Origin of the sequence: Microbacterium tenebrionis (assembly GCF_903645325.1) — a bacterium.
Taxonomy (GTDB): Bacteria; Actinomycetota; Actinomycetes; order Actinomycetales; family Microbacteriaceae; genus Microbacterium; species Microbacterium tenebrionis.
This window is the reverse complement of sequence record NZ_CAHJXQ010000004.1, coordinates 126,473-145,535: the sequence shown is the minus strand read 5'-3', so window position 1 is coordinate 145,535 and position 19,063 is coordinate 126,473. Positions and strand designations below refer to the sequence as shown.

16 protein-coding genes and 3 pseudogenes are annotated in these 19,063 nt (G+C 66.3%); 3 read left to right on the top strand and 16 right to left on the bottom strand.

Annotated features, from left to right (window positions below; all coding sequences use genetic code 11):
- Positions 1–25 precede the first annotated feature (25 nt).
- From HWX58_RS15510 to HWX58_RS08370, 8 genes and pseudogenes are all read right to left on the bottom strand, one after another.
- Positions 26–139: pseudogene (locus tag HWX58_RS15510) on the bottom strand (Na+/H+ antiporter NhaA); the annotation flags it as partial.
- A 100-nt stretch (positions 140–239) separates the two neighbouring features.
- Positions 240–545, bottom strand: coding sequence for a Na+/H+ antiporter NhaA (locus HWX58_RS15505; protein ID WP_250646161.1), 306 nt, complete (start codon positions 543–545; stop codon positions 240–242).
- Between the two features lie 341 nt (positions 546–886).
- On the bottom strand, positions 887–1,852 hold the full coding sequence (locus tag HWX58_RS08395) for a family 43 glycosylhydrolase (RefSeq protein WP_175986913.1): 966 nt from the start codon (positions 1,850–1,852) through the stop codon (positions 887–889).
- A gap of 89 nt (positions 1,853–1,941) precedes the next feature.
- On the bottom strand, positions 1,942–2,886 hold the full coding sequence (locus HWX58_RS08390) for a carbohydrate kinase family protein (RefSeq protein ID WP_250646160.1): 945 nt from the start codon (positions 2,884–2,886) through the stop codon (positions 1,942–1,944).
- A complete protein-coding gene (locus HWX58_RS08385; protein ID WP_217702963.1) occupies positions 2,883–3,833 on the bottom strand; it encodes a carbohydrate ABC transporter permease in 951 nt (316 codons plus the stop codon). Before HWX58_RS08385 ends, HWX58_RS08390 begins: the two co-directional genes overlap by 4 nt.
- A 1-nt stretch (position 3,834) precedes the next feature.
- Complete coding sequence (locus HWX58_RS08380) at positions 3,835–4,776, bottom strand: carbohydrate ABC transporter permease (RefSeq protein WP_175986911.1); 942 nt, start codon at positions 4,774–4,776, stop codon at positions 3,835–3,837.
- Positions 4,777–4,834: 58 nt separating this feature from the next.
- The gene (locus HWX58_RS08375; RefSeq protein WP_175986909.1) at positions 4,835–6,127 is read right to left on the bottom strand and encodes a sugar ABC transporter substrate-binding protein; all 1,293 of its coding nucleotides are present in this window, start codon (positions 6,125–6,127) and stop codon (positions 4,835–4,837) included.
- 37 nt (positions 6,128–6,164) lie between these two features.
- Positions 6,165–7,250 carry a LacI family DNA-binding transcriptional regulator gene (locus HWX58_RS08370; RefSeq protein WP_175986907.1) on the bottom strand — a complete coding sequence of 362 codons (1,086 nt, stop codon included), beginning with the start codon at positions 7,248–7,250 and terminating at the stop codon, positions 6,165–6,167.
- A 99-nt stretch (positions 7,251–7,349) separates the two neighbouring features.
- Here HWX58_RS08370 and HWX58_RS08365 point away from each other — a divergent pair.
- Positions 7,350–8,123: pseudogene (locus HWX58_RS08365) on the top strand (glycoside hydrolase family 68 protein); the annotation flags it as partial.
- A gap of 173 nt (positions 8,124–8,296) precedes the next feature.
- Positions 8,297–8,539: pseudogene (locus tag HWX58_RS08360) on the top strand (IS701 family transposase); the annotation flags it as partial.
- A 98-nt stretch (positions 8,540–8,637) separates the two neighbouring features.
- Here HWX58_RS08360 and HWX58_RS08355 read toward each other — a convergent pair.
- From HWX58_RS08355 to HWX58_RS08320, 8 genes are all read right to left on the bottom strand, one after another.
- Positions 8,638–9,870 carry a Gfo/Idh/MocA family protein gene (locus HWX58_RS08355; protein ID WP_250646159.1) on the bottom strand — a complete coding sequence of 411 codons (1,233 nt, stop codon included), beginning with the start codon at positions 9,868–9,870 and terminating at the stop codon, positions 8,638–8,640.
- Positions 9,867–10,685 (bottom strand): SDR family oxidoreductase, encoded by an 819-nt coding sequence (locus HWX58_RS08350; RefSeq protein ID WP_156242283.1) that lies wholly within the window; start codon positions 10,683–10,685, stop codon positions 9,867–9,869. Before HWX58_RS08350 ends, HWX58_RS08355 begins: the two co-directional genes overlap by 4 nt.
- Positions 10,685–12,418 (bottom strand): GMC family oxidoreductase, encoded by a 1,734-nt coding sequence (locus HWX58_RS08345; RefSeq protein ID WP_175986905.1) that lies wholly within the window; start codon positions 12,416–12,418, stop codon positions 10,685–10,687. The genes HWX58_RS08350 and HWX58_RS08345 overlap by 1 nt, the downstream gene beginning before the upstream one ends.
- Entirely contained in the window at positions 12,415–12,963 is a 549-nt protein-coding gene (locus HWX58_RS08340) for a gluconate 2-dehydrogenase subunit 3 family protein (protein WP_217702962.1), read from the bottom strand. The genes HWX58_RS08345 and HWX58_RS08340 overlap by 4 nt, the downstream gene beginning before the upstream one ends.
- 24 nt (positions 12,964–12,987) lie before the next feature.
- The gene (locus HWX58_RS08335; RefSeq protein WP_175986901.1) at positions 12,988–13,848 is read right to left on the bottom strand and encodes a sugar phosphate isomerase/epimerase family protein; all 861 of its coding nucleotides are present in this window, start codon (positions 13,846–13,848) and stop codon (positions 12,988–12,990) included.
- A gap of 67 nt (positions 13,849–13,915) precedes the next feature.
- Entirely contained in the window at positions 13,916–14,911 is a 996-nt protein-coding gene (locus HWX58_RS08330) for a substrate-binding domain-containing protein (protein ID WP_175986899.1), read from the bottom strand.
- A 138-nt stretch (positions 14,912–15,049) separates the two neighbouring features.
- Positions 15,050–16,075 (bottom strand): ABC transporter permease, encoded by a 1,026-nt coding sequence (locus HWX58_RS08325; protein WP_175986896.1) that lies wholly within the window; start codon positions 16,073–16,075, stop codon positions 15,050–15,052.
- A gap of 41 nt (positions 16,076–16,116) precedes the next feature.
- A complete protein-coding gene (locus HWX58_RS08320) occupies positions 16,117–17,598 on the bottom strand; it encodes a sugar ABC transporter ATP-binding protein (RefSeq protein ID WP_175986894.1) in 1,482 nt (493 codons plus the stop codon).
- A gap of 146 nt (positions 17,599–17,744) precedes the next feature.
- Between HWX58_RS08320 and HWX58_RS08315 the strand changes: the two genes are divergently transcribed.
- Positions 17,745–19,010 carry an ROK family transcriptional regulator gene (locus tag HWX58_RS08315; RefSeq protein ID WP_175986892.1) on the top strand — a complete coding sequence of 422 codons (1,266 nt, stop codon included), beginning with the start codon at positions 17,745–17,747 and terminating at the stop codon, positions 19,008–19,010.
- Positions 19,011–19,063 lie beyond the last annotated feature (53 nt).

Sequence of the window (19,063 nt, the reverse complement as noted above, 5' to 3'; positions counted from 1 at the left end):
TGTATACGATGCCGATGATGGACACTGCGAGGAAGTCGTCCACGACTGTCAGCGTCAGCAGAAAGACGCGGAGCTGTCCAGAGAGGCGTGGACCGACGATCGCGAGCGCTCCTAGGAGGAAGGCCGTGTCTGTCCCCACCACGGCTCCCACCCCTCGAGTCCCTCCCCACCTGACGCCGCGACGATTGAGACGTAGACGACCGCTGGCAGCACGACGCCGGCAACGCCGGCGATGAGGGCTAGACGGACGCGGCGCGATCTCGGAGGGAGCCGTGTGCGAACTCTTGGCGCACTTCGAGTCCGACGACGAAGAAGAAGACAACCATCAGGCCATCGTTGATCCAGTGGTGCAGATCCATATGTAGCCCGAACGGGCCGACATTGAAACCGAGCTCGACGTGCCACAGTTCGAAATAGGTGTTCGACAAGGTGGAGTTGGCCCACACCAGCGCGACAACTGCCACAAGGACCAGAAGCACCGCCGAGCCCGATTCGGTGCGGATCCATCGTCCGATGGTTTCTTTTCCTGTTCCTGCTCGTGACATGGGGGAAGCATACAGAGATGCGGGACACGGGAACTTGAGCTCCTCCATCCGATACTCGGGGCACGCGGCCAGGCGGCCGAGAGGATTGACGGCGAGCCGGTAGTCGCCATGACGGCGAGTACGTCGCGGCTAACTGCTGCGCTTACTACCTGCGCACCGGTCGCCGGTTGCACCCCACCGTTCGCAAGGGTCGCTCCCATGATTCGGAACCGGAAGCGCTCAGCTCGAACACGGGGGTCTGGTGCCACTTGCCGCACGCTGCCGTGCTGTAGCCATTGAGCTTGAGCGGGGCCGCCACGCGCGCCGATCAGGAAACACCCCCGAAGCCCCGGCCGCCGGCGTCAGATGGAGGTGCCCACTTCCTCGCGGCGGACGAGTCGATCGCCGTCCCACTGCACCGGCATCGGGTCGGTGACGCCGCCGAGGAACCGCCCGTCCTGGCCGAGGTTGCGGAAGGCGAAGAGCAGCCATTCGCCATCCGAGCGTCGCTGCAGCAGGCGCCCGACGTAGAGGCGCTCATCGGTCAGCGGGTATGCGGCGTCGATGTCGAACGGTCCGAGGAGGCTCTCCGCAGGCACCACCCACGTGCCGCCGGCTGCCGCGCGACGGGACTGAGTGCTCTGCCCCTTCAGGCACGAGAAGATCACCACCGGGCGCCCATCGACGATCTCGGCCTGCAGCACCTCGAGCTGCCCGAACCCGTCGATACTGGGTGCGCTAAGCGGTTCGCGCAGCTCCCAGGTGCGAAGGTCCGCCGACCAGGCGTGTCCGATGACTCCCCGTCCCTCGATCGGCCCCTCCGGCGCACGGGCGGTGATGAGCATGTGCCAGCCGTTCCCGTCCGGGTCGGCGAACACCCATGGGTCGCGGAACGCCTCGTCGTGCCACGCGCCACTCGAGAGCTTCTCGTACCATGGTCCCGACGCCTCGAGCACCGGCGCGCCCGCCTTCGTCCAGGTGAACAGGTCGGGCGACGTGGCATAGCCGATCCGCTGGACGTTCTGCCCGTCGGGGGCGAGAGTCGCACCGGTGTAGAACATGAACCACGTGCCGTCCGCATGCCGAACGACGGATCCGGTCCACGTGGCGAGCTCATCGAAGGCGGGGGCGTCGCTGCGCACCAGCGCATCGGCGACCTGCGTCCACTCGACGAGGTCCGTCGAGACCGCGTGGCCGATGGAGGCACGGTAGTGGCGCGCTTCGGGGTCGTGCAGTGCCCGCGAGGCGTGCAGGAAGAAGAGGTGGTAGCGCTCGCCGTCGTCGGCGAACCAGTAGTCCCATACCCAGGAATCGGGGAGGTCGAACACGAGAGTTCCTTCGAGAGTCGTGCGCGGTGGATCGCGCGATGGTTGTGCCCCTCGCCCGGTGGGCGGGGAGGTGATGGCTGAAGCGGCGGCTAGTGCGCCGCGGGAGTGGCGAGGTCGGCACTTCGGGGCGGATCAGCGCCGGGTCGCGACACCGTGATCGCCGCTGCGTGGGCTGATCTCCGGAGGAGCGATTCAACGGCGGACGAGTGGATGCTGTGCCCCGCTGTCGACAGCGACGCCCGCAGTTCATCGCTGCCGGCGATGCTGTCGATGAGCACGCCCATGAACGTGTCACCGGCACCGACCGTGTCGATCACCGAGGTCACGACGGCGGGCACGGCGACCACATCGTCGGCGGTCACGCCGATCGCACCGTCCGAGCCGAGAGTGACCACGACGAGCCGGGGCCCGCGCGCGACCCAGTCCCGGGCGACCTCCACGAGATCACACCCCGTGTGGAGCCATCGCAGGTCTTCGTCGCTCGCTTTCACGACGTCAGAGAGCTCGACCAGTGCGGCAACGCACTGCCGGACGCGGTCGGGGTCGTCGACGAGCGACGGCCGGATGTTGGGGTCGTAGGTCACGATCGCCCGTCCGCGCACGGACCGCACGAGCGCGGCGACATGGTCGGCGCCGGGTTCGAGCACCGCGGCGATGGAGCCGACGTGCACGACGTCGGCGGCGCCCACGAGCGCCTCGAGACGGGCGATGTCCGCCCCGAGATCCCACTCGAGGTCGAAGTCGTAGGAGGCGGCGCCGTTCGCATCCACGTGGGCGGCGGCCGTCGACGTGCGCGGCGCGGGGACGGCGTCCACCTCGACGTCGGACTCCTCGAGCCACCGCCGCACGCCAGCACCCCAGACGTCCTCAGCCAGGCGGGTGATCAGCGTCGGGCGCCTCCCGAGCCTTCCCAGCGTCAGCGCGGTGTTCGCGGGGCTGCCACCGGGCGCCTCGTCCACAACGTCGTCCGCACGATGGACGATGTCGATTACGGCCTCGCCGACGACCACGAGGCGCAGCATCCGTTCCGTCATCCCTTCACCCCGCTCGCGGCGATACTGCTGACGAACGCCCGCTGGAAGATGAGGAAGACGATGAGCACCGGGATCGTGATGAGCGAGGTGTAGGCCATCACCTCGCCCCACGCGGTGTTCAGCTGGAAGAAGTACTGCATGCCGACCATGACCGGACGCAGCTCCTCCTTCTGCACGACCATGAGGGGCCAGAGGTACTGGTTCCACGCGGGCAGGAAGGTGAGGATCGCCACGGTCGCGAAAGCCGGACCCGACAGCGGCACGACGATGCGCCGGTAGATCGTGAACCAGCTCGCGCCGTCGATGCGCGCCGCCTCGTCGAGCGACTTCGGGATTGTGGAGAAGTACTGCGTGAACAGGAAGATCGAGAACGCGTTCGCGATGAACGGCACGATCTGCACCTCGTAGGTGTTCAGCCATCCGAAGTCGTACTTCAGCACGCCGCCCTCGATCACGAGCGTGGGAAGCTGCGCGACCCAGTAGACCATCGGCACCGCGATCGTCTCGAACGGGACGATGAGCGTCGCGATGATGAGCGCGAGCACGACGATCCGGCCCTTCCACTCCAACCGCGAGAGCGCGAAGCCGGCCATCGAGTTCACGATGAGGCCGAGTCCGACCGTCAGCACCGTGACGAGCACGGAGTTGAACAGGAACTGGGCGACCGGCACCCGGTCGAAAACCCCGAAGTAGTTGTCGAGGCTGATGTCGCCGACCGGCAGGAACGCCGCCGGAGAGTCGATGTCCTGCAGGATCTGGCTGTCGGGCTTGAGGCTCGACACGAACATGAACACCAGCGGGAACAGGAACACGATGCCGAACAGTGACAGCGTGATGTAGAGGAACACCTTGCCTCTGACGCGCAGAGACTTCTCGCTGCGAACCAGTGACGGCTGCCTACGGCGGGATCCAGAAGGGGCCGTGGTGAGGGTTCTGGTAGCGGTCACGTCAATCCTTCTCTCGCGTGATCCGGCGCTGGATGAGCGCGATGGCGAGGACCGCGACGAAGAAGACCAGCGAGATCGCCGCGGCGTAGCCGATCTCCTGCTGCTCGTAGCCCTTGCGCACGGCGTGGAAGACGATGGTCGAGGTCGAGTTCACGGGTCCACCCTGGGTCATGACGTCGATCTGCACGAACAGTCCGAGGGCGGCGATGGTGATCGTGACGAGGACGAACACCATGGTGGGCCGAAGGCCCGGCCAGGTGACGTTCGTGAACTGGCGCCACGGGCTCGCGCCGTCCATCTTGGCGGCCTCGTACAGCTCTTCGGGGATCGTCTGCAGTCCCGCGAGCCAGATGATCATGTGGAAGCCGACGGCTTGCCAGATCGACAGCACGATGATCGAGCCGAGCGCCGTCTTCGGATCGTTCAGCCAGTCGACATTCGACCACGCTCCGAAGGTGAGCGCATCGAACATCGCGTTGATGAGGCCGTCCTGCTGGTACATGAACTTCCACAGGATCGAGACCACGACGATCGAGGTCACGACGGGGATGAAGAAGATCACGCGGAACGCGGTGACGCCGCGCATGCGCCGGTTGACCAGCACCGCGAGGAGTAGTCCGAGCGCGGCCTGCACCGGTACGACCACGAGCGCGAACACCGCGGTGTTTCCCACCGACTGCACGAACACAGGGTCGGCAGTGAAGGCACGGATGAAGTTGTCGAAGCCGACGAACCTGGGCGGGTTCGGCGAGATGAGGCGGGCGTTCGTGAACGATAGCCCGAAGGCCAGGATCACGGGGATGACGAGGAACAGCACGAGGAGGATGCCTGCGGGGGCGATCATCCCCAGCCCTGCCCAGGTCTCGCGGCCCTTGATTGAGCGGAAGCGACGGGAGGCGCGCCGAGGCTCCTCGGCGGCGACCGTCGGTGCAGTGACAGTCATGACAGATCTCTCGGAGAGTGCGCCGGCGGGGACGCGTGGTCCCCGCCGGCAAGGTGGATCACTGGAAGCCGTAGCCGTCGTTCGAGGCGATGTTGGCGTCGATCTCAGAAACCGCGCGATCAAGCGTGTCCTGGACGTCGGCGCCGTTCATGATGTCCTTCGCGGCCGTCTCGAACGTCGTCGAGATGACCGCGTACGCGGGCGTCTCGGGGCGCAGCACCGCGTACTGCTCGGAGAACTCCACGAACGGGCGCAGGGCGCCATCGTCGCCGAAGTACACCGACGCCTGAGCGGCGGCATCCGTTGCCGGAATCACGACCTGCTTGTCGGCGAACTCGGTGATGTACTTGTCCTGGAAGCTGAACTCGAGGTACGCGCGGGCGCCATCGGCATCGTTGCACTCCGACGAGATCGCCCACTGCCACGACCCGCCGCCGATCTTCGGGCCGTTGCCGAGGTCCGGCGGGGGCAGGATCAGCAGGTCGTCGCCGACCGCGTCGAGCGCAGCGACGGCGTTCCAGACGCCGGTGTAGCTGAGCGCCGCCTCGTCGTCGATGAACTCCTGGTTGCCGACCGTGCCGCCGTTGCCGGCGTATCCGTCGGCGAACAGCCCGGCGAACCAGTCGCCCCACGCGACGGCCTCGGGCCCGTTGAGGGCGCCGTCGGCCGAGAGCATCGTGTCGCGATCGATGAGGTCGCCGCCGAAGCTCTGCAAGAACGGCGAGTACGCGTACGGCCACCACTCGCCGGTGTCTTCGGCGCCGATGTCGATCGGGGTCTCGTAGCCTGCGTCCTTCAGCGTGGCGAGCGCCGCGTCGAACTCGTCCGCGGTCCATGGCTCCTCGACCGTGGGGATGCGGATGCCGTTGGCGTCGAGCACCGACTTCCGCGCGAAGATGCCGAGCGCGGCATCCCAATAGCCGGCCGAGTAGATCTCGTCGTCCCACACACCTAGAGCTGTGGGCAGCAGCGTGTCGGTGATGTGGGTTGGCAGGCCCAGTGGCTGCAGGTAGCCAGCCCAGGCCCAGTTGGGCATGATCGGACCATCGAGGTCGAGAAGGCACGGCAGATCTCCGGATGCCGCGGCCGCGACGATCGCGTCGTTGTAGGCGCCCTGCGGGAACGACTCGTGGACGACCTCGTAGTCGTCCTGCGACTCGTTGAAGTCCGAGATGATCCGCTCGTAGACCTCGAGCTCGGCAGGATTTCCCGCCGAGTGGGTCCACATCGTCAGCTGTGTCCTGCCGTCCGCAGAGGTCTGATCCCCCTGGCCGGCCTGTCCGCATCCGGTCAGGGCGAGTGCCCCCACCAGACCCGCCGATACGAAGATCGGCGCAGTGGCTCGCTTCATTGTGGTTTCCTGTTCTTGTGATCGACGGCGACGTCGGTCACAGATCGGGGCCGCCCTCGGCGGCCGTTCGGTTGTGTGTTGCCCGTCGTCGGCTGGGTTTGGCGACTTGCGCCGGCGGCGGGCCCACGGAGTTCCGCCTCACGACGGGACACTCCATCAGATGCGTGGCGTCCTCTTCTCCGCTCGCGCGGACGCCGAGCGCGACCTCCATCGCCCAGCGTCCCATGTCGTAATGGGGCAGCGCGATTGTGGTCAGCGGAGGGTCTTGCTCCGCCGCGACGAGCTGTTGGTCGTCGTAGCCGACGACGGACAAGTCGCGGAGGATCTCCATGCCGCGGTGATGAGCGGCGGTGTACACGCCGATCGCCATGCGGTCGTTGAAGCAGAAGATTCCCGTCGGTCGGCGATCGACGGGGAGGTCGAGGAGCGCCTCGGCACCCGCGCGCCCGCCCATCGCCGAGGTCTCGGCCCGGACGTGGAGGGCGGGGTCGAGTTCGATGCCGGCGTCGGCCAGCACCGCGCGGTAGCCCTCGTATCGGAGAGTGGATGCGATCGGCGAATCGTCGGTGTCGAGATAGGCGATGCGGCGGTGGCCGGCGGCGACGAGTTCGCGCACCGCGGCCATGCCCCCGGCGCGGTCGTCGGGGACGACACTGCGGTAGCCGCCCTCCTCGGGGCGGCAGTCCAGGAACACGGTGCCGGCGGGAAGCCCCTGGGGTGCCGGGATCACCTGGTGCCACATGCAGGCGTAGATCATGGCGTCGACCTGCTGGGCGGAGAGCGCCGCGATCGCGTCCTGCTCGATCACGGCGTCGCCCTGCGTATCGACGAGGAAGACGAGGTGCCCCTGCTCACGCGCCGCGTCCTGCGCCCCCGCGAGCATGCGTCCGGCGAAGGGGGTGGTCGCGATCTGGTCGGAGATGAGGCCGACGGTGCGGGTGCGCTGCGTGCGCAGCCCCCGGGCGAGCGAGCTCGGCGCGTACCCGAGGGCCTCGGCGGCTTCCCGCACGCGCTGCCGGGTGCTGTCGGGGATGCGCGCATCGGACTTGTTGAGCGCCAGGGAAACGGTCGACGCCGACACCCCCGCGGCCGCCGCCACGTCTGAGATGCGGACCTTGACCATGATGCACTTCCTTGTGCTAAATCGATTGAACAGGTCATGTTTAGCTGACACTCCGCACCGGTGTCAACACTCAATGCGGAACGCGATCCGCACGTCGTGATGGATTCGAGACCAGACGGCGGCGTCCTCGCCGCGGCGCCGGCATCGGCCGCCGAGGAGGATGCCGGCGCGGGCTTCGCCGCGCCGACCGAGCACACCCAGGAGGCATACGCCCCCGAGGAAGACTTCACCGCGAAGTGGACCCGCGCCGACGCCATGCAGTTGCAGGCGATGAGCGACCCCGACGCCGCATCGCGCGAGAACTCGATGCCGGAGGGGTACACGATGCCGACGGTGTCGCAGGACTTCCCCGACATGTCCACCGGCGAGGTGTGGGTCTGGGACAGCTGGACCCTCACCGACGGCTCGGCCGCCCAGCCGAGCTTCAAGGGCTGGGAAGTCGTCTTCTCGCTGGTCGCCGACCGGGACCTCGGCTTCGACGACCGCCACACCTACGCGCGCCTCGGGTACTTCTTCCGCAAGGCGGACGTGTCCGATGAGGAGCGTCCCGAGAACGGCGGCTGGACCTACGGCGGCCACGTCTTCCCAGACGGCGCATCCGGCGCGATCTTCGAGGACCAGTCCTTCAGCCACCAGACCGAATGGTCGGGTTCGACGCGCATCTTCGACGGCAACAACAAGCTGCGCATCTTCTACACCGACGTCGCCTTCTACCGCAACGCCGACGGCTCGAACATCAAGCCCTACGACCCCCGCATCGTGCAGAGCGAAGGACGCATCTACGCCGACGAGGACGGCGTGTGGCTGACTGGATTCCGCGACCAGCACGACATGCTCCAGGCCGACGGCGAGTACTACCAGAACGGCGAGCAGAACGAGTTCTTCAACTTCCGCGACCCGTTCACCTTCGAGGACCCCGCCTACCCCGGGCAAGACCTTCATAGTGTTCGAGGGCAACACCGCGGCTGTCCGCGGCGAGATCACCTCGAAGCCTCGACCCACGCATACCTGATCCGCTGCCCCCGCGTCGCCTCATCACGAGGCGGACCGACTACTGGCTCTCCACCCTCCCGGAGAACACACCGATCGCCGAGCTGGTCCGGCTCGGCAAGATCCGGTGACGCATCGAGCACGACTACCGCGAACTCAAGCACGGCCTCGGCCTGGACCACTTCGAAGGCCGCACCTGGCCCGGCTGGCACCACCACGTCGCCCTCGTCACCGCCGCGCACCTCTTCATCACGACCCAGCGCCTCACCGCCGACCCAAAAGCGGCGGGGGCAGCCTGAGCTTCTACGCACCCTCCGCGAGCTCCAGACCGCGATCATCCGTCTCATGTCATGCTGCCCCTACTGCCAACGAGCTGGGCCAACGTAACCAAGTACTACTAGGAGGGCACGAGCTCGGTCTCGCCCTCCCAGGCCGGCTCGCGTCCCTCGTCGAGAGGTACATCGAACGGCTTCTGATCGCTCAGCGTCCACTCCGGCAGGTAGGTCTTCTGGCCACCGTTGACGGCCGACTCGTGCGACAGGATGCCCGCACACGTGATGTTCGCCGCCTGCACCGCGTTGGGGAACGTCTCCCCCTCGCCGGCGACCGCCATGAGCAGCGCGTGGGCGAGATGCGGGTGCGAACCCCCGTGACCGCCGCCCTGCACGAACGACCGGTGCTCCGACTCGCCCTCATCGGTGTAGACGCCCGCGGTCGTGAACGACTGGATCTCGGCGGGCAGCTGGCTCGCGAAGTCGGGCACCTCGATCCGCTCGGCACGCTCGCCGAGGTAGACGACGTGCGAACCGTCCTCCGTCTGCGACCACTCGAAGGAACGGATCGCACCGTACGCGTCGAAGCTCTCCCGGTACTCCCGGGCGACGGCCCAGAGATGCCGGGTGACCTCCGCGCCCAGATCGGCGTCGAGGAACTTGATGTGGGTCGACTCGATCGCGAACGGCGAGCCGTAGGCGGACTTCATCCGCTCGAAGACCGAGCCCGATCCGAGCGCCTGGACGTACTCGGCCTGGTGGCGGCCGAGCGCGAGCGTGGGGCTGATCGCGTGCGTCGCGTTGTACATCGGCGGCATGCCGTCCCAGTACGACGGCCACCCGGTCATGTCCTGGTGGTGCGAGGCGCGCAGGAACTGGAGCTTGCCGAGCGCGCCCGAGCGATAGAGGTCCTGGACGAAGAGGAACTCACGGCTGTACACCGTCGTCTCCATCATCATGTACGTCAGGCCCGTGCGACGCTGGGCGTCGACGATGCGCTTGCAGTCCTCGACGGAGATCGCCATCGGAATGGTGCAGCCGACGTGCTTGCCCGCCTCCAGAGCGGCGACAACATGGTCGGCGTGGAACTGCAGCGGGGTGTTGATGTGGATGATGTCGATGGATGCGTCGGCCAGCATCCGGTCGTAGTCGGTGTAGCGGACTTCCACGCCGTACCGGTCCCCGACCTCGTCGAGCTTCGATTGCGTGCGCTGGCAGATGGCATACATCTCGGCATTCGGGTGCCGCTGGTAGATGGGGATGAACTCCGCACCGAATTCCAGTCCCACGATGCCCACTCGGTACACGTCCTTGATGGCCATGTTCTCGTCCTTTCCTGCTCCGACGGAGCTGCTCACTTCTTCGTTTCTCCCGCGTCGACGGTCATCGCGAGCCCGGTGACGCGGCGTGCCTCGTCCGACAGCAACCAGGTGACCGCTGCCGTGACGTCCTCGATCTCGACGTTCCGCGCGATCAGCTGTCGCTCGCGGAACCCGCTCAGCAGTTCCTCACGCGGAATCCCGTTCAGCTCGACCATCGCGGTCGTCATGTCCGTGTCGACCCCGGCGGGGTGAACGGAGTTGCACCGGATGCCGTAGGGTCCGAGCTCCGCGGCGAGCGCTTCCGCCAGCCCCACGAGACCGGCTTTGGCCGCCACATAGTGGCTGAGTCCGGGCACTGCTTTGATCGCGACCCCTGAGCCGATGAGGACGATGGATGCGTTCTCCGCCCTCTGCAGCAGATGGGGCACGACCGCACGACAGGTGTAGAAGGCCCCCGACAGCGTAACGTCGATCATCGTGCGCCAGTTCTCGACGGGGAGCTCCCACGTGTTGTGGAAACGGTCCGTGATGCCCGCGTTCACCACGAGGTGGTCGATCCCGCCGAGCCTCTCGGCGGCGGCATCGGCGGCCGCTTGGAGCCCGGCGGGATCGCGCACGTCGACCTCGAAGACCTCGGCGGAGCGACCGATCGCGCGCACCTCCGCGGCCACTGCGGCGAGGTCGGCGCTCGTCGCGGTCGGATAGGGCGGGTGATCGATCGCCCCGGCGCCTCCGAGGTCGACGAGCGCGACATCCGCTCCTTCGCGGGCGAGCCGAAGCGCGTGGCTGCGACCCTGCCCACGACCCGCGCCCGTCACGAACGCGACCCGGCCGCTGAAGCGGTCGCCCACTATGCGACCATCGGCGTCGAGCTGGCGAGCCGGACACCGTTCGAGGCGAGCAGACCCTCGGCGCTCAGATACGCGAGTGCCTGCACGGTCTGGTTCGGGTTGTATCCGCCGTAGCTGACGAACTGGCCCCCGCCGACGGCGAACAGGCCGCGGCACTCGTGGACCTCGCCGTACACGTTCGTCACCGATGTCGCCGGGTCGAGACCCATGCGGTGCACACCCACGTCGTGGGTAGACAGGTGGTACGGCGGCCTCGGCGAGTCCATCCAGTACTCCGTCGCGCCCATCTCCTTCGCGATGCGCTCCTTGTACCGACCCATCAGAGTCACGGAGTTCGCGTCGTGGTCCTCCCAATCGTGCGTGATGCGCAGGGCCGGCTGACCCCAGCGGTCCTTGACCACCGGGTCCAGGTCCGCGTAGTGACGCGCGTAGGGGAAGTTGGTGGTCTGCGAGTACATGCGGTGCATGTGACGGTACTTGTCGCGCATCCAGTGCTTGAACTCGAGGCCGAACTTCGCGACGCCCGGGTTGATGTTGTGATACGCCTCGATCGGCTGAAGGTCACCGGTGACGCTGATGATCGGCGATCCCCACAGCACACCGAGGTCGTTGTCGGGAACGAGCTCGGAAGTGTAGTCGTCGATCGCGCTGGACGCGTTGAACGTCCCCATGAACGGATTGGTGACCTCCGGCAGCACCGAGGTGAACCAGCCGAAATTGTGTGTCATGAAGTGCTGACCGACCTGACCGTTCGAATTGATGCCGGAGATGAGCATCAGCCGAACGTTCTCGAGCGCGTACGCCGTCAGCACGACGGTGTTCGAGAACACGTCGTGCGTCTCGCCGAGCGCGTCGACGTAGGTCACCCCGCGCACTTCGCGCCCGTCGGGAGAGCGGTTGATGCGCAGCACCCGGCTGCGCGCGCGGAGCTCGAGGTTGCCCGTGGCCTTGGCCGCGGGCACCGACGTCACCTGTGTCGTGGACTTCGCCTTCACATGGCACGGGAAGCCATGGCAGAACCCGCAGTTCACGCACGCAGGACGACCCCGATACTCCTCGGAGTTGATGGCGAGGGGCTGACGGAACGGATGCAAGCCGAGGCGCTCCGTCGCCGCCACCCACGGCACGTCTCCCGGTCCCTGTGCGACAGGCGGCATCGGGTAATCGCGCTCACGGGGCGGGTCGAAGGGATTTCCGCCCTCCTGGAGCACGCCCCCGACGTTCCCTGCCCGCCCGGAGAGGCCCTGCTCCTGCTCGACCCGCTCGTAGTAGGGCTCGAGGTCGGCATAGCTGATCGGCCAGTCGGCGAGCGAGGACCCCTCCGGCGGCGCGGCCTCCCCAAACCTCTCCGCGATGGCCGACCGCATCCGGAAATCCGCCTCGCGGAACCGGTACGCGGCGCATCCCCAGTGCAGGGTCCCGCCCCCCGTGCCGATCGAGGGCAGGCCGTAGAGCGGCTCGTCGGTGCCGAGCGCGCCCGCCGACCAGGGCAGCACACGCGCGGTCGACGATTCGTTCGGACGCCACGTAACAGGATCGACGTTCACGCCGGCCACGATCGCCCCGCGCTGGTAGTAGCGCAGTTCGTCCTGCTTGACCATGAAGTCCTCCTGCGTGTAGTCAGGACCCTTCTCGAGTGCCAGCACGTGTGCACCGGCCTTGGTCAGCTGCTCGGCGATGATTCCTCCGGCCGAACCCATTCCGACGATGATCGCGTCGTATTCCGCTCTCATTTCATGCTTCCTATCCGGGAGTACAGATCCTTGACGGTGAGGATGGGGATGCTCGTAGAGTCCACCCCGGGGTGCATCTGCTCCGGCGTATACCCCCATTGCGCGCCGGGGAAGCCCACCAGCTTCCAGCCCACGACGTCACGATTGCCGCCGTAGGCCGGATCGCCGAAGAACCCCTGCACCGTGTGTTCGCGGATGATGCGGTAGAACTGCCCGAGGAAGGCGTCCGGTCGAGCGCCGCTGAGCTCGTCGAGCTCTGCGATGACCGCGAGCTGCTGCTCGCCGTCGAGGTCGAGATATGTGGCTCCCGCGGTCTCCACGGCGAACGCCTCGAACTCCGCGAGCCCCTCCCGGTAGACCGGCTGAAGGTCGCGCATGAACCCCGACAACGCACGATCGATGTACTCCGTGACCCCGGCTTCCCGCGCCCCCGGCGACCCCTCCTCGGAGGGGATGATGTGGCCGACGATCGCGTCGATGGTCGCGGCTTCCCGCGGATTCAGGAAGAGAAGGGCGAAGTCGGGGTGAAACGTCGACCTGGTCATCATAACTGCCTTTCGTCGTCCGGACTACGCGCTTAGGTTCGCGCGGGCTGCCAGCTTCTGCTCGACGAGCGGACGCAAGTACTCGATGGAGGTGCGCGCGTCTTCGTCGGGCTCGATGCCACGGCGGTGGAATCCGGTCTCCATCGTCAGGAACCCGTCGAACTTCACATCGATCAGTGCGTCGATCAGGGACGGGAAGTCGCCCACACCAGACCCGGGGGGAAGCCGGTCGTTGTCGGAGATGTGGATGTGCTTGAGGTTCTCGCCCATCTTGTAGGCGTAGTCGCTCAAGACCTCCTTGTTGTACATGATGTGGAAAGTGTCGAACATGAGCTTCACGTTGGGGCGGTCGACGTCTTCCATCAGCTCAATCGCGTCGTCGGCGCTCATGCACAGGTTGGTATCGTGCGAGGTCGGCTCGATCACGAGCGTCACCCCGGTGTGCGCGATCGCGTCGGCGACCTCGGTGAGAACCTCGCGGCTCCATTTCCAGGCCTGACGACGCGTGGTGCCGAAGATGATCCAGCCGGGCAGGTAGATGAGGGTCTTGCCGCCCCACTGCGCGGTAATCTCGGCGAGCTCCTTATAGTGTTCCACCGTCGCGCGGCGCTCTTCGATGTACGGCGAGGCGGGGTTGTTCCCGGGCCCCCCGGACGGAGCGGGCAGCATGCTGGAGAGCTGGAGGCCGTGCTCGTCGAGGAGTTCCCGCACCTGCTTGCGCCGGTCTGCGCCGAGGTGCGGAGGATAGGCGTGCGGCGCAGCGGCGCCGATCTCGATTCCGTCGTAGCCGAGTCCCGCGATGCGCTTGATCGTCTCGTCGAGGGTGTAGGCCGGAACCCAGACGAAGAAGCTGGAGTAGGCCCAGGTGTTGTAGGAGATCTTCATTGCGTGTGTCCTTTCAGGGAGAAGTGTGGGGGCCGGACGCTCACCGACGCATCCGGCCCCGGCGCGATCACTGGGGAGCGCGCCCCGTGTACTCTTCGACGTTGTCGGCGTTGATGAGGGTCGAATCGAGCACGATGCGCTCGTCGATGGGCTCGCCGGCGCACAGCTTCGCGGCGGCGATGACCGACTCCTTCACGACGAGCGGGTATCCGACTGTCGCCGCGTACTCCCCCGCCTGAACGAGGTCGAGGGCGCCCGACTCTCCGTCGATCCCGTAGACCTTGATCTCGCCCTCGCGACCGGCCTCCTTGATGGCCTGGATGGCGCCGAAGGACATCTGGTCGTTGTGCGTGAAGACGGCGTCGATCTCGCCGGAGCCGTATCGCTGGAGGAAGTCCTCCATCACCTGCAGACCTTCGGCGCGATCGTAGTTCGCCGTCTGGGTGGCGATGATCTCGACGTTCGAGCCCTCGAGGGCCTGGCGGAATCCGTCACCGCGATCGATCGTCGGCGATGCGCCCAGGCTGCCCGCGAGTTCGACGACGCTAGCGCCGTCGGGGAAGTCGGCGACGATGGCCTCGCCGCTCACGATTCCGGCCTCGACGTTGTCGGACCCGATGTAGGTCGATATCTCGGTGTCGACGGCGCGATCGGCCGCGATCACCTGGATGCCGGCGGCGGTCGCTCGGTCAACGGCCCCGGCCAGTGCCGCTGCGTCCTGCGGGGAGATGATTAGCACATCGATGCCCTGCGCGATCATGTCGTCGACCTGACCGGACTGGACCGTGGAATCCCCCTGGCCGTCGCTCACGGTGACGTCCATGCCCGGGAAGAACGCTTCCGCGAACTCGGGGATCTGCTGCGTCGACTTCGCGCCGTACGGGAAGGAGGCGCTGCTCCACGAGACGCCGACCGAGCAGTCGATCGACGCGGGGTCCGCCTCGAGCGCGAGCTGCTCCTGGCACTCCTCGCCGCAATAGATGCTCGGAGCGAGTTCGTCACCGACCGCCTCGTTCTCCGATGTGGATTCTGCAGACCCGCTCGACGTGCAACCCGCGGTCATCAGGGCGATGGAACCGATGGCCGCCGCTAGGACGAGCCGACTTCCTCTGTTGTTTCTCAGGGCGTGCATCGTTGCACCTTTCTTCTTGGCGGTGGTGGGGGATCTTCTCGTGAGCCCGGGGCTCGGGGAAGTGCTTCGCTACGTGCCTGCCATGGCGCCGCGCGTGTCGTCTGAACCGGACTGGGGCGAGGTCGGCTTCGCTCCCGATTTCGGCGCGGACTCCTTCCTCTCGCTCATTCGTCGCCTCGTCGCCTGCACCGCGACCAGCACGGCGATGACGATGACGACGCCCTTGACGATCTGCTGGTCGAAGGGCGAGATGCCGATCAGGTTCATGACGTTCGAAAGCACCGCGAGCAGGAGAGCGCCGAACACCGTCCCGACAGCGCCGCCGGAGCCGCCCATCAGGCTCGTCCCGCCGATGACGACCGCGGTGATGGCGTCGAGGTTCGCAAGGCTGCCTGCGGTGGGGTCGCCGACGCCGAGTCGTGACGCCGTCATCACTCCGGCCAGCCCCGCGCAGAGGCCGCTGATCGCGTACGCCATGACCAGCGTGCGCTTGGTGCGTACGCCCGAGAGGCGTGCGGCCTCGAGGCTTCCGCCGATCGCGTAGATGTAGCGCCCGAAGGAGAGATAGCGGAGCACCAGGATGCCGACGATCGCGACGATGACGAACACAAGGAAGGGCCCAGGGATGCCGAGCACGTTTCCGCTGCCGATCACCCGGAAGATCTCGGCCGCATTGCTGAACTGCTGGGGTCCGCCGTTGGTCAGCCGCAGCGACAATCCCTGGATGGCGACCATCGTCGCCAACGTCATGATGAAGGGTTGGATGCCCAGAACCGCGACGCCGATCCCGTTCAGGATGCCGACGCCGAGGCCGACCAGCAACGCGATGATCATGGCGAGGGGGACGACCATTCCGTTGTTGATCAGCATGGCGGTCGTGACACCCGAGAGCGCCAGGATCGATCCGACGCTCAGGTCGATCCCGCCGGTCAGGATGACGAACGTCATCCCGATCGCGATCACCCCGACGATGGCCGACTGACGGCCGACGTTCAGGAGGTTGCTGGGCTGGAAGAAGGCCGGGACGAAGATCGCGACGAGCACGACGATCCCGATGAAGATCACGATGGGGAGCCAGTTTGCGCGTACCTTCATCGACAAAGTATTCAGGGCGCCGTTGCCTGCGGTAGACGTGTTCATCGGTTTCCTCCCACTGCGTGGAACATGATCTCTTCTTCGGTTGCGGTCGCGCCGTCGAGCTCGGCCGCGATCCCGCCGTGATACATCACGAGGATCCGGTGACTCAGCGCAAGCACCTCGGGCAGCTCCGAGGAGATGACGATCACCGCACGACCCTGCGCGCAGAGCGTCTGGATGAGCTCGTAGATCTCCTGCTTCGCACCGATGTCGATGCCGCGTGTCGGCTCATCGAGGATGAGCACGTCGGCCCCCGCCTCCAGCCACTTCGCAAGCACGACCTTCTGCTGATTGCCCCCGGACAGGGTGCCGACGGGCGCGCCGACGTCGCCGGCCTTGATGCGCAGCTTCGTGACGTACTCGGCCGCGGTGCGGCGATCGGCCGCGGGCTGAGACCGCACGGCTCCGCGCTTGAGCATCCGCACGATCGGGATGTTGGCGGCTGTGGAGAGTGCGATGAACAGGCCCTGGCTCTTCCGTTCCTCCGGGACCAGCCCGATTCCGGCACGGATCGCCCGCAGTGGACTGTTGATCGTGGTCTTGGTGCCGGCAACGGCGACCGTGCCGCTCGTGATGGCATCCGCGCCGTAGATAACGCGCGCGAGTTCGGTGCGTCCCGCGCCGCGCAGGCCCGCGATGCCCAGCACCTCCCCCGAACGGACGGAGAACGAGATATCATCCAGCACGCCCGCGCGCGAGAGGTTCTTCACCTCCAGCGCCACGTCCCCGAAGGACTGGTTGACCGCGCGAGGCGCCCGGGTGAAGTCCCGGCCGACCATCTTCGAGACGAGGTCGTCATGGTCGGTCTCGGAGATCTTTCCGGCTCCGGTCAGCTTGCCGTCCTTCAGCACGACGTAGCGATCCGCGAGCCCGAAGACCTCTTCAAGGCGGTGCGAGACGAAGATTACGCTGACCCCGCGCTCCTTGAGGCCGTGGACGAGCGCGAGAAGATGGTCGACGTCCTCTCCGCCGAGAACCGCCGTGGGCTCGTCGAGGATCACGATCTGCGCCCGCCTGTGCAGCGCCTTCGCGATCTCGAGCATCTGCTTCTCCGCGATGCCGAGCTGACGCACCTTCATGGTGACGTCGACGGCCAGTCCGAGATCGCTCAGGAACGCGGCAGCTTCCTTGTTGGCCGCCCGCCAGTTGATGATTCCCTTTCCGGGGTACGCCCCGAAGAGAAGGTTCTCGGCGACCGAGAGGTCAGGGAAGAGGCTGAGCTCCTGGTAGACAGTCGCAATGCCGAGGTTTTCCGCGGCTGCGGGACCGCTGATCGTCGCGCGACGTCCGTTGACGAAGATCTCGCCGGCGTCCGGAGCATGGGCACCTGAAAGTATTCGGATCAGCGTGGACTTCCCGGCTCCGTTCTCACCGATCAGAGCGACTACCTGTCCGGGCTCGATACCGAAGCTCACGTCGTCCAATGCCTGGACTCCGAGGAAGTGCTTTGAGAGCCCTTTCACCTCAAGTCGGAGCGTCATCGTCGACCTCTTTCGTTCGGCAGTCGTCCGTGACTGTCTTATTGCTGACTGCTTCTACTGTAGATAGAGTCGCAAACAGAAAAAAGCGCCCGAATTATTTTCTTTTCGGCATAATTCGGGGCTAGTGAAGGGTTGAAGCTACGCCAATGGGGACACTATGGACAGAAGTTCAGCTTCTAAAGCCGGACCGCAACCTCGCACCCGATGCACATGCCGCCCGCAGCGTCATCGCTCGGATGATCGCAGACGGCGGACTGGTAAGCCGACGGGAGATCGTAAGAGTGACGGGGCTCGCGCGGTCGACGATCGATGGGCACCTCGCCGTCTTGCTCGAGAATGGCCTCATTGAAGTCGGCGGTCTTGGCGGGGGTAATCTCCGGGGCCGACCCGCCCAAGTTTTCAATATCAGTGCAGCCAAGGGGGTCGTGCTGGTGGCCGATGTGTCGATCGAGGTCACCCGCCTGGCGCTGACCACCTTGGACAAGGTGGTCGTCGAGCGGCGCGACATCGGTGTGCACGTCGAAGTGGGCCCCACGGTGCTGCTCGACACCATCTGCGACGCCTTCGTTGAGATGCTGCACGCCAACTCGCTCGTCGCCGACGATGCCTTGGCGATATCCGTCGGACTCCCCGGGCCGGTCGATTCGCGTCGCGGCTTTGCCGTTCGCCCCCCGCTCATGCCGGGGTGGGACGGCTTCAGCGTCTGCAAGTACATGGCGGAACGCTTCGTCTGCGACGTCATCGTCGACAACGATGTCAACCTGATGGCACTGGGCGAGGCGCGCGCCGACGGGGGCGCCCACCTTCCCCTGCTAATGATCAACATCAGCACCGGAGTCGGCGCCGGATTCGTCAGTGAAAGCGGTCTGCTGTTACACGGGGCCGATGGGGCGGCCGCAGACATCGGCCACATACAGATGCGAGACATGAGCGACGTACTCTGCAGCTGCGGGAACCGCGGATGCCTCGAGGCGATCGCATCAGTCGGTGCCATGGCAGATCGCGTGTCGGAGGCGCTCGCCACTCCCATCGTGTCAAAGGATCTCATCAGTCGGCTCGTGCTTGGCGACGCCACGACCGTGAGTGTCGTGCGGGAGACCGCCGCGACGCTCGGGCGAGCGATCGCCGACCTCGTGAACTTCTGCAATCCGGCCCGGATCGTGATTGGAGGAGATGTCACCGAGTGCACCGAAGACGTGCTCTCGCAGATCCGGAGTGTTGTGTACCAGCAGGCTCAACCGCTGGCAACCCGCGACCTCTCCATCACGCATAGCTCGCTCGGAAACGAGGCCGGACTTATTGGCGGGATGATCTCGGGCATCGAGCAGGTGCTCTCGCCCCGCGGCATCCAATACCTTACCCGTCCGGCCGACTCCACGATGCTTCCCCTCGGGCTGCAGATCGGGGCCTAGGTGTACTGATGTCGCGCGTCAGACTATGTGGCAGGGCTGCTAGTTGAGTAATG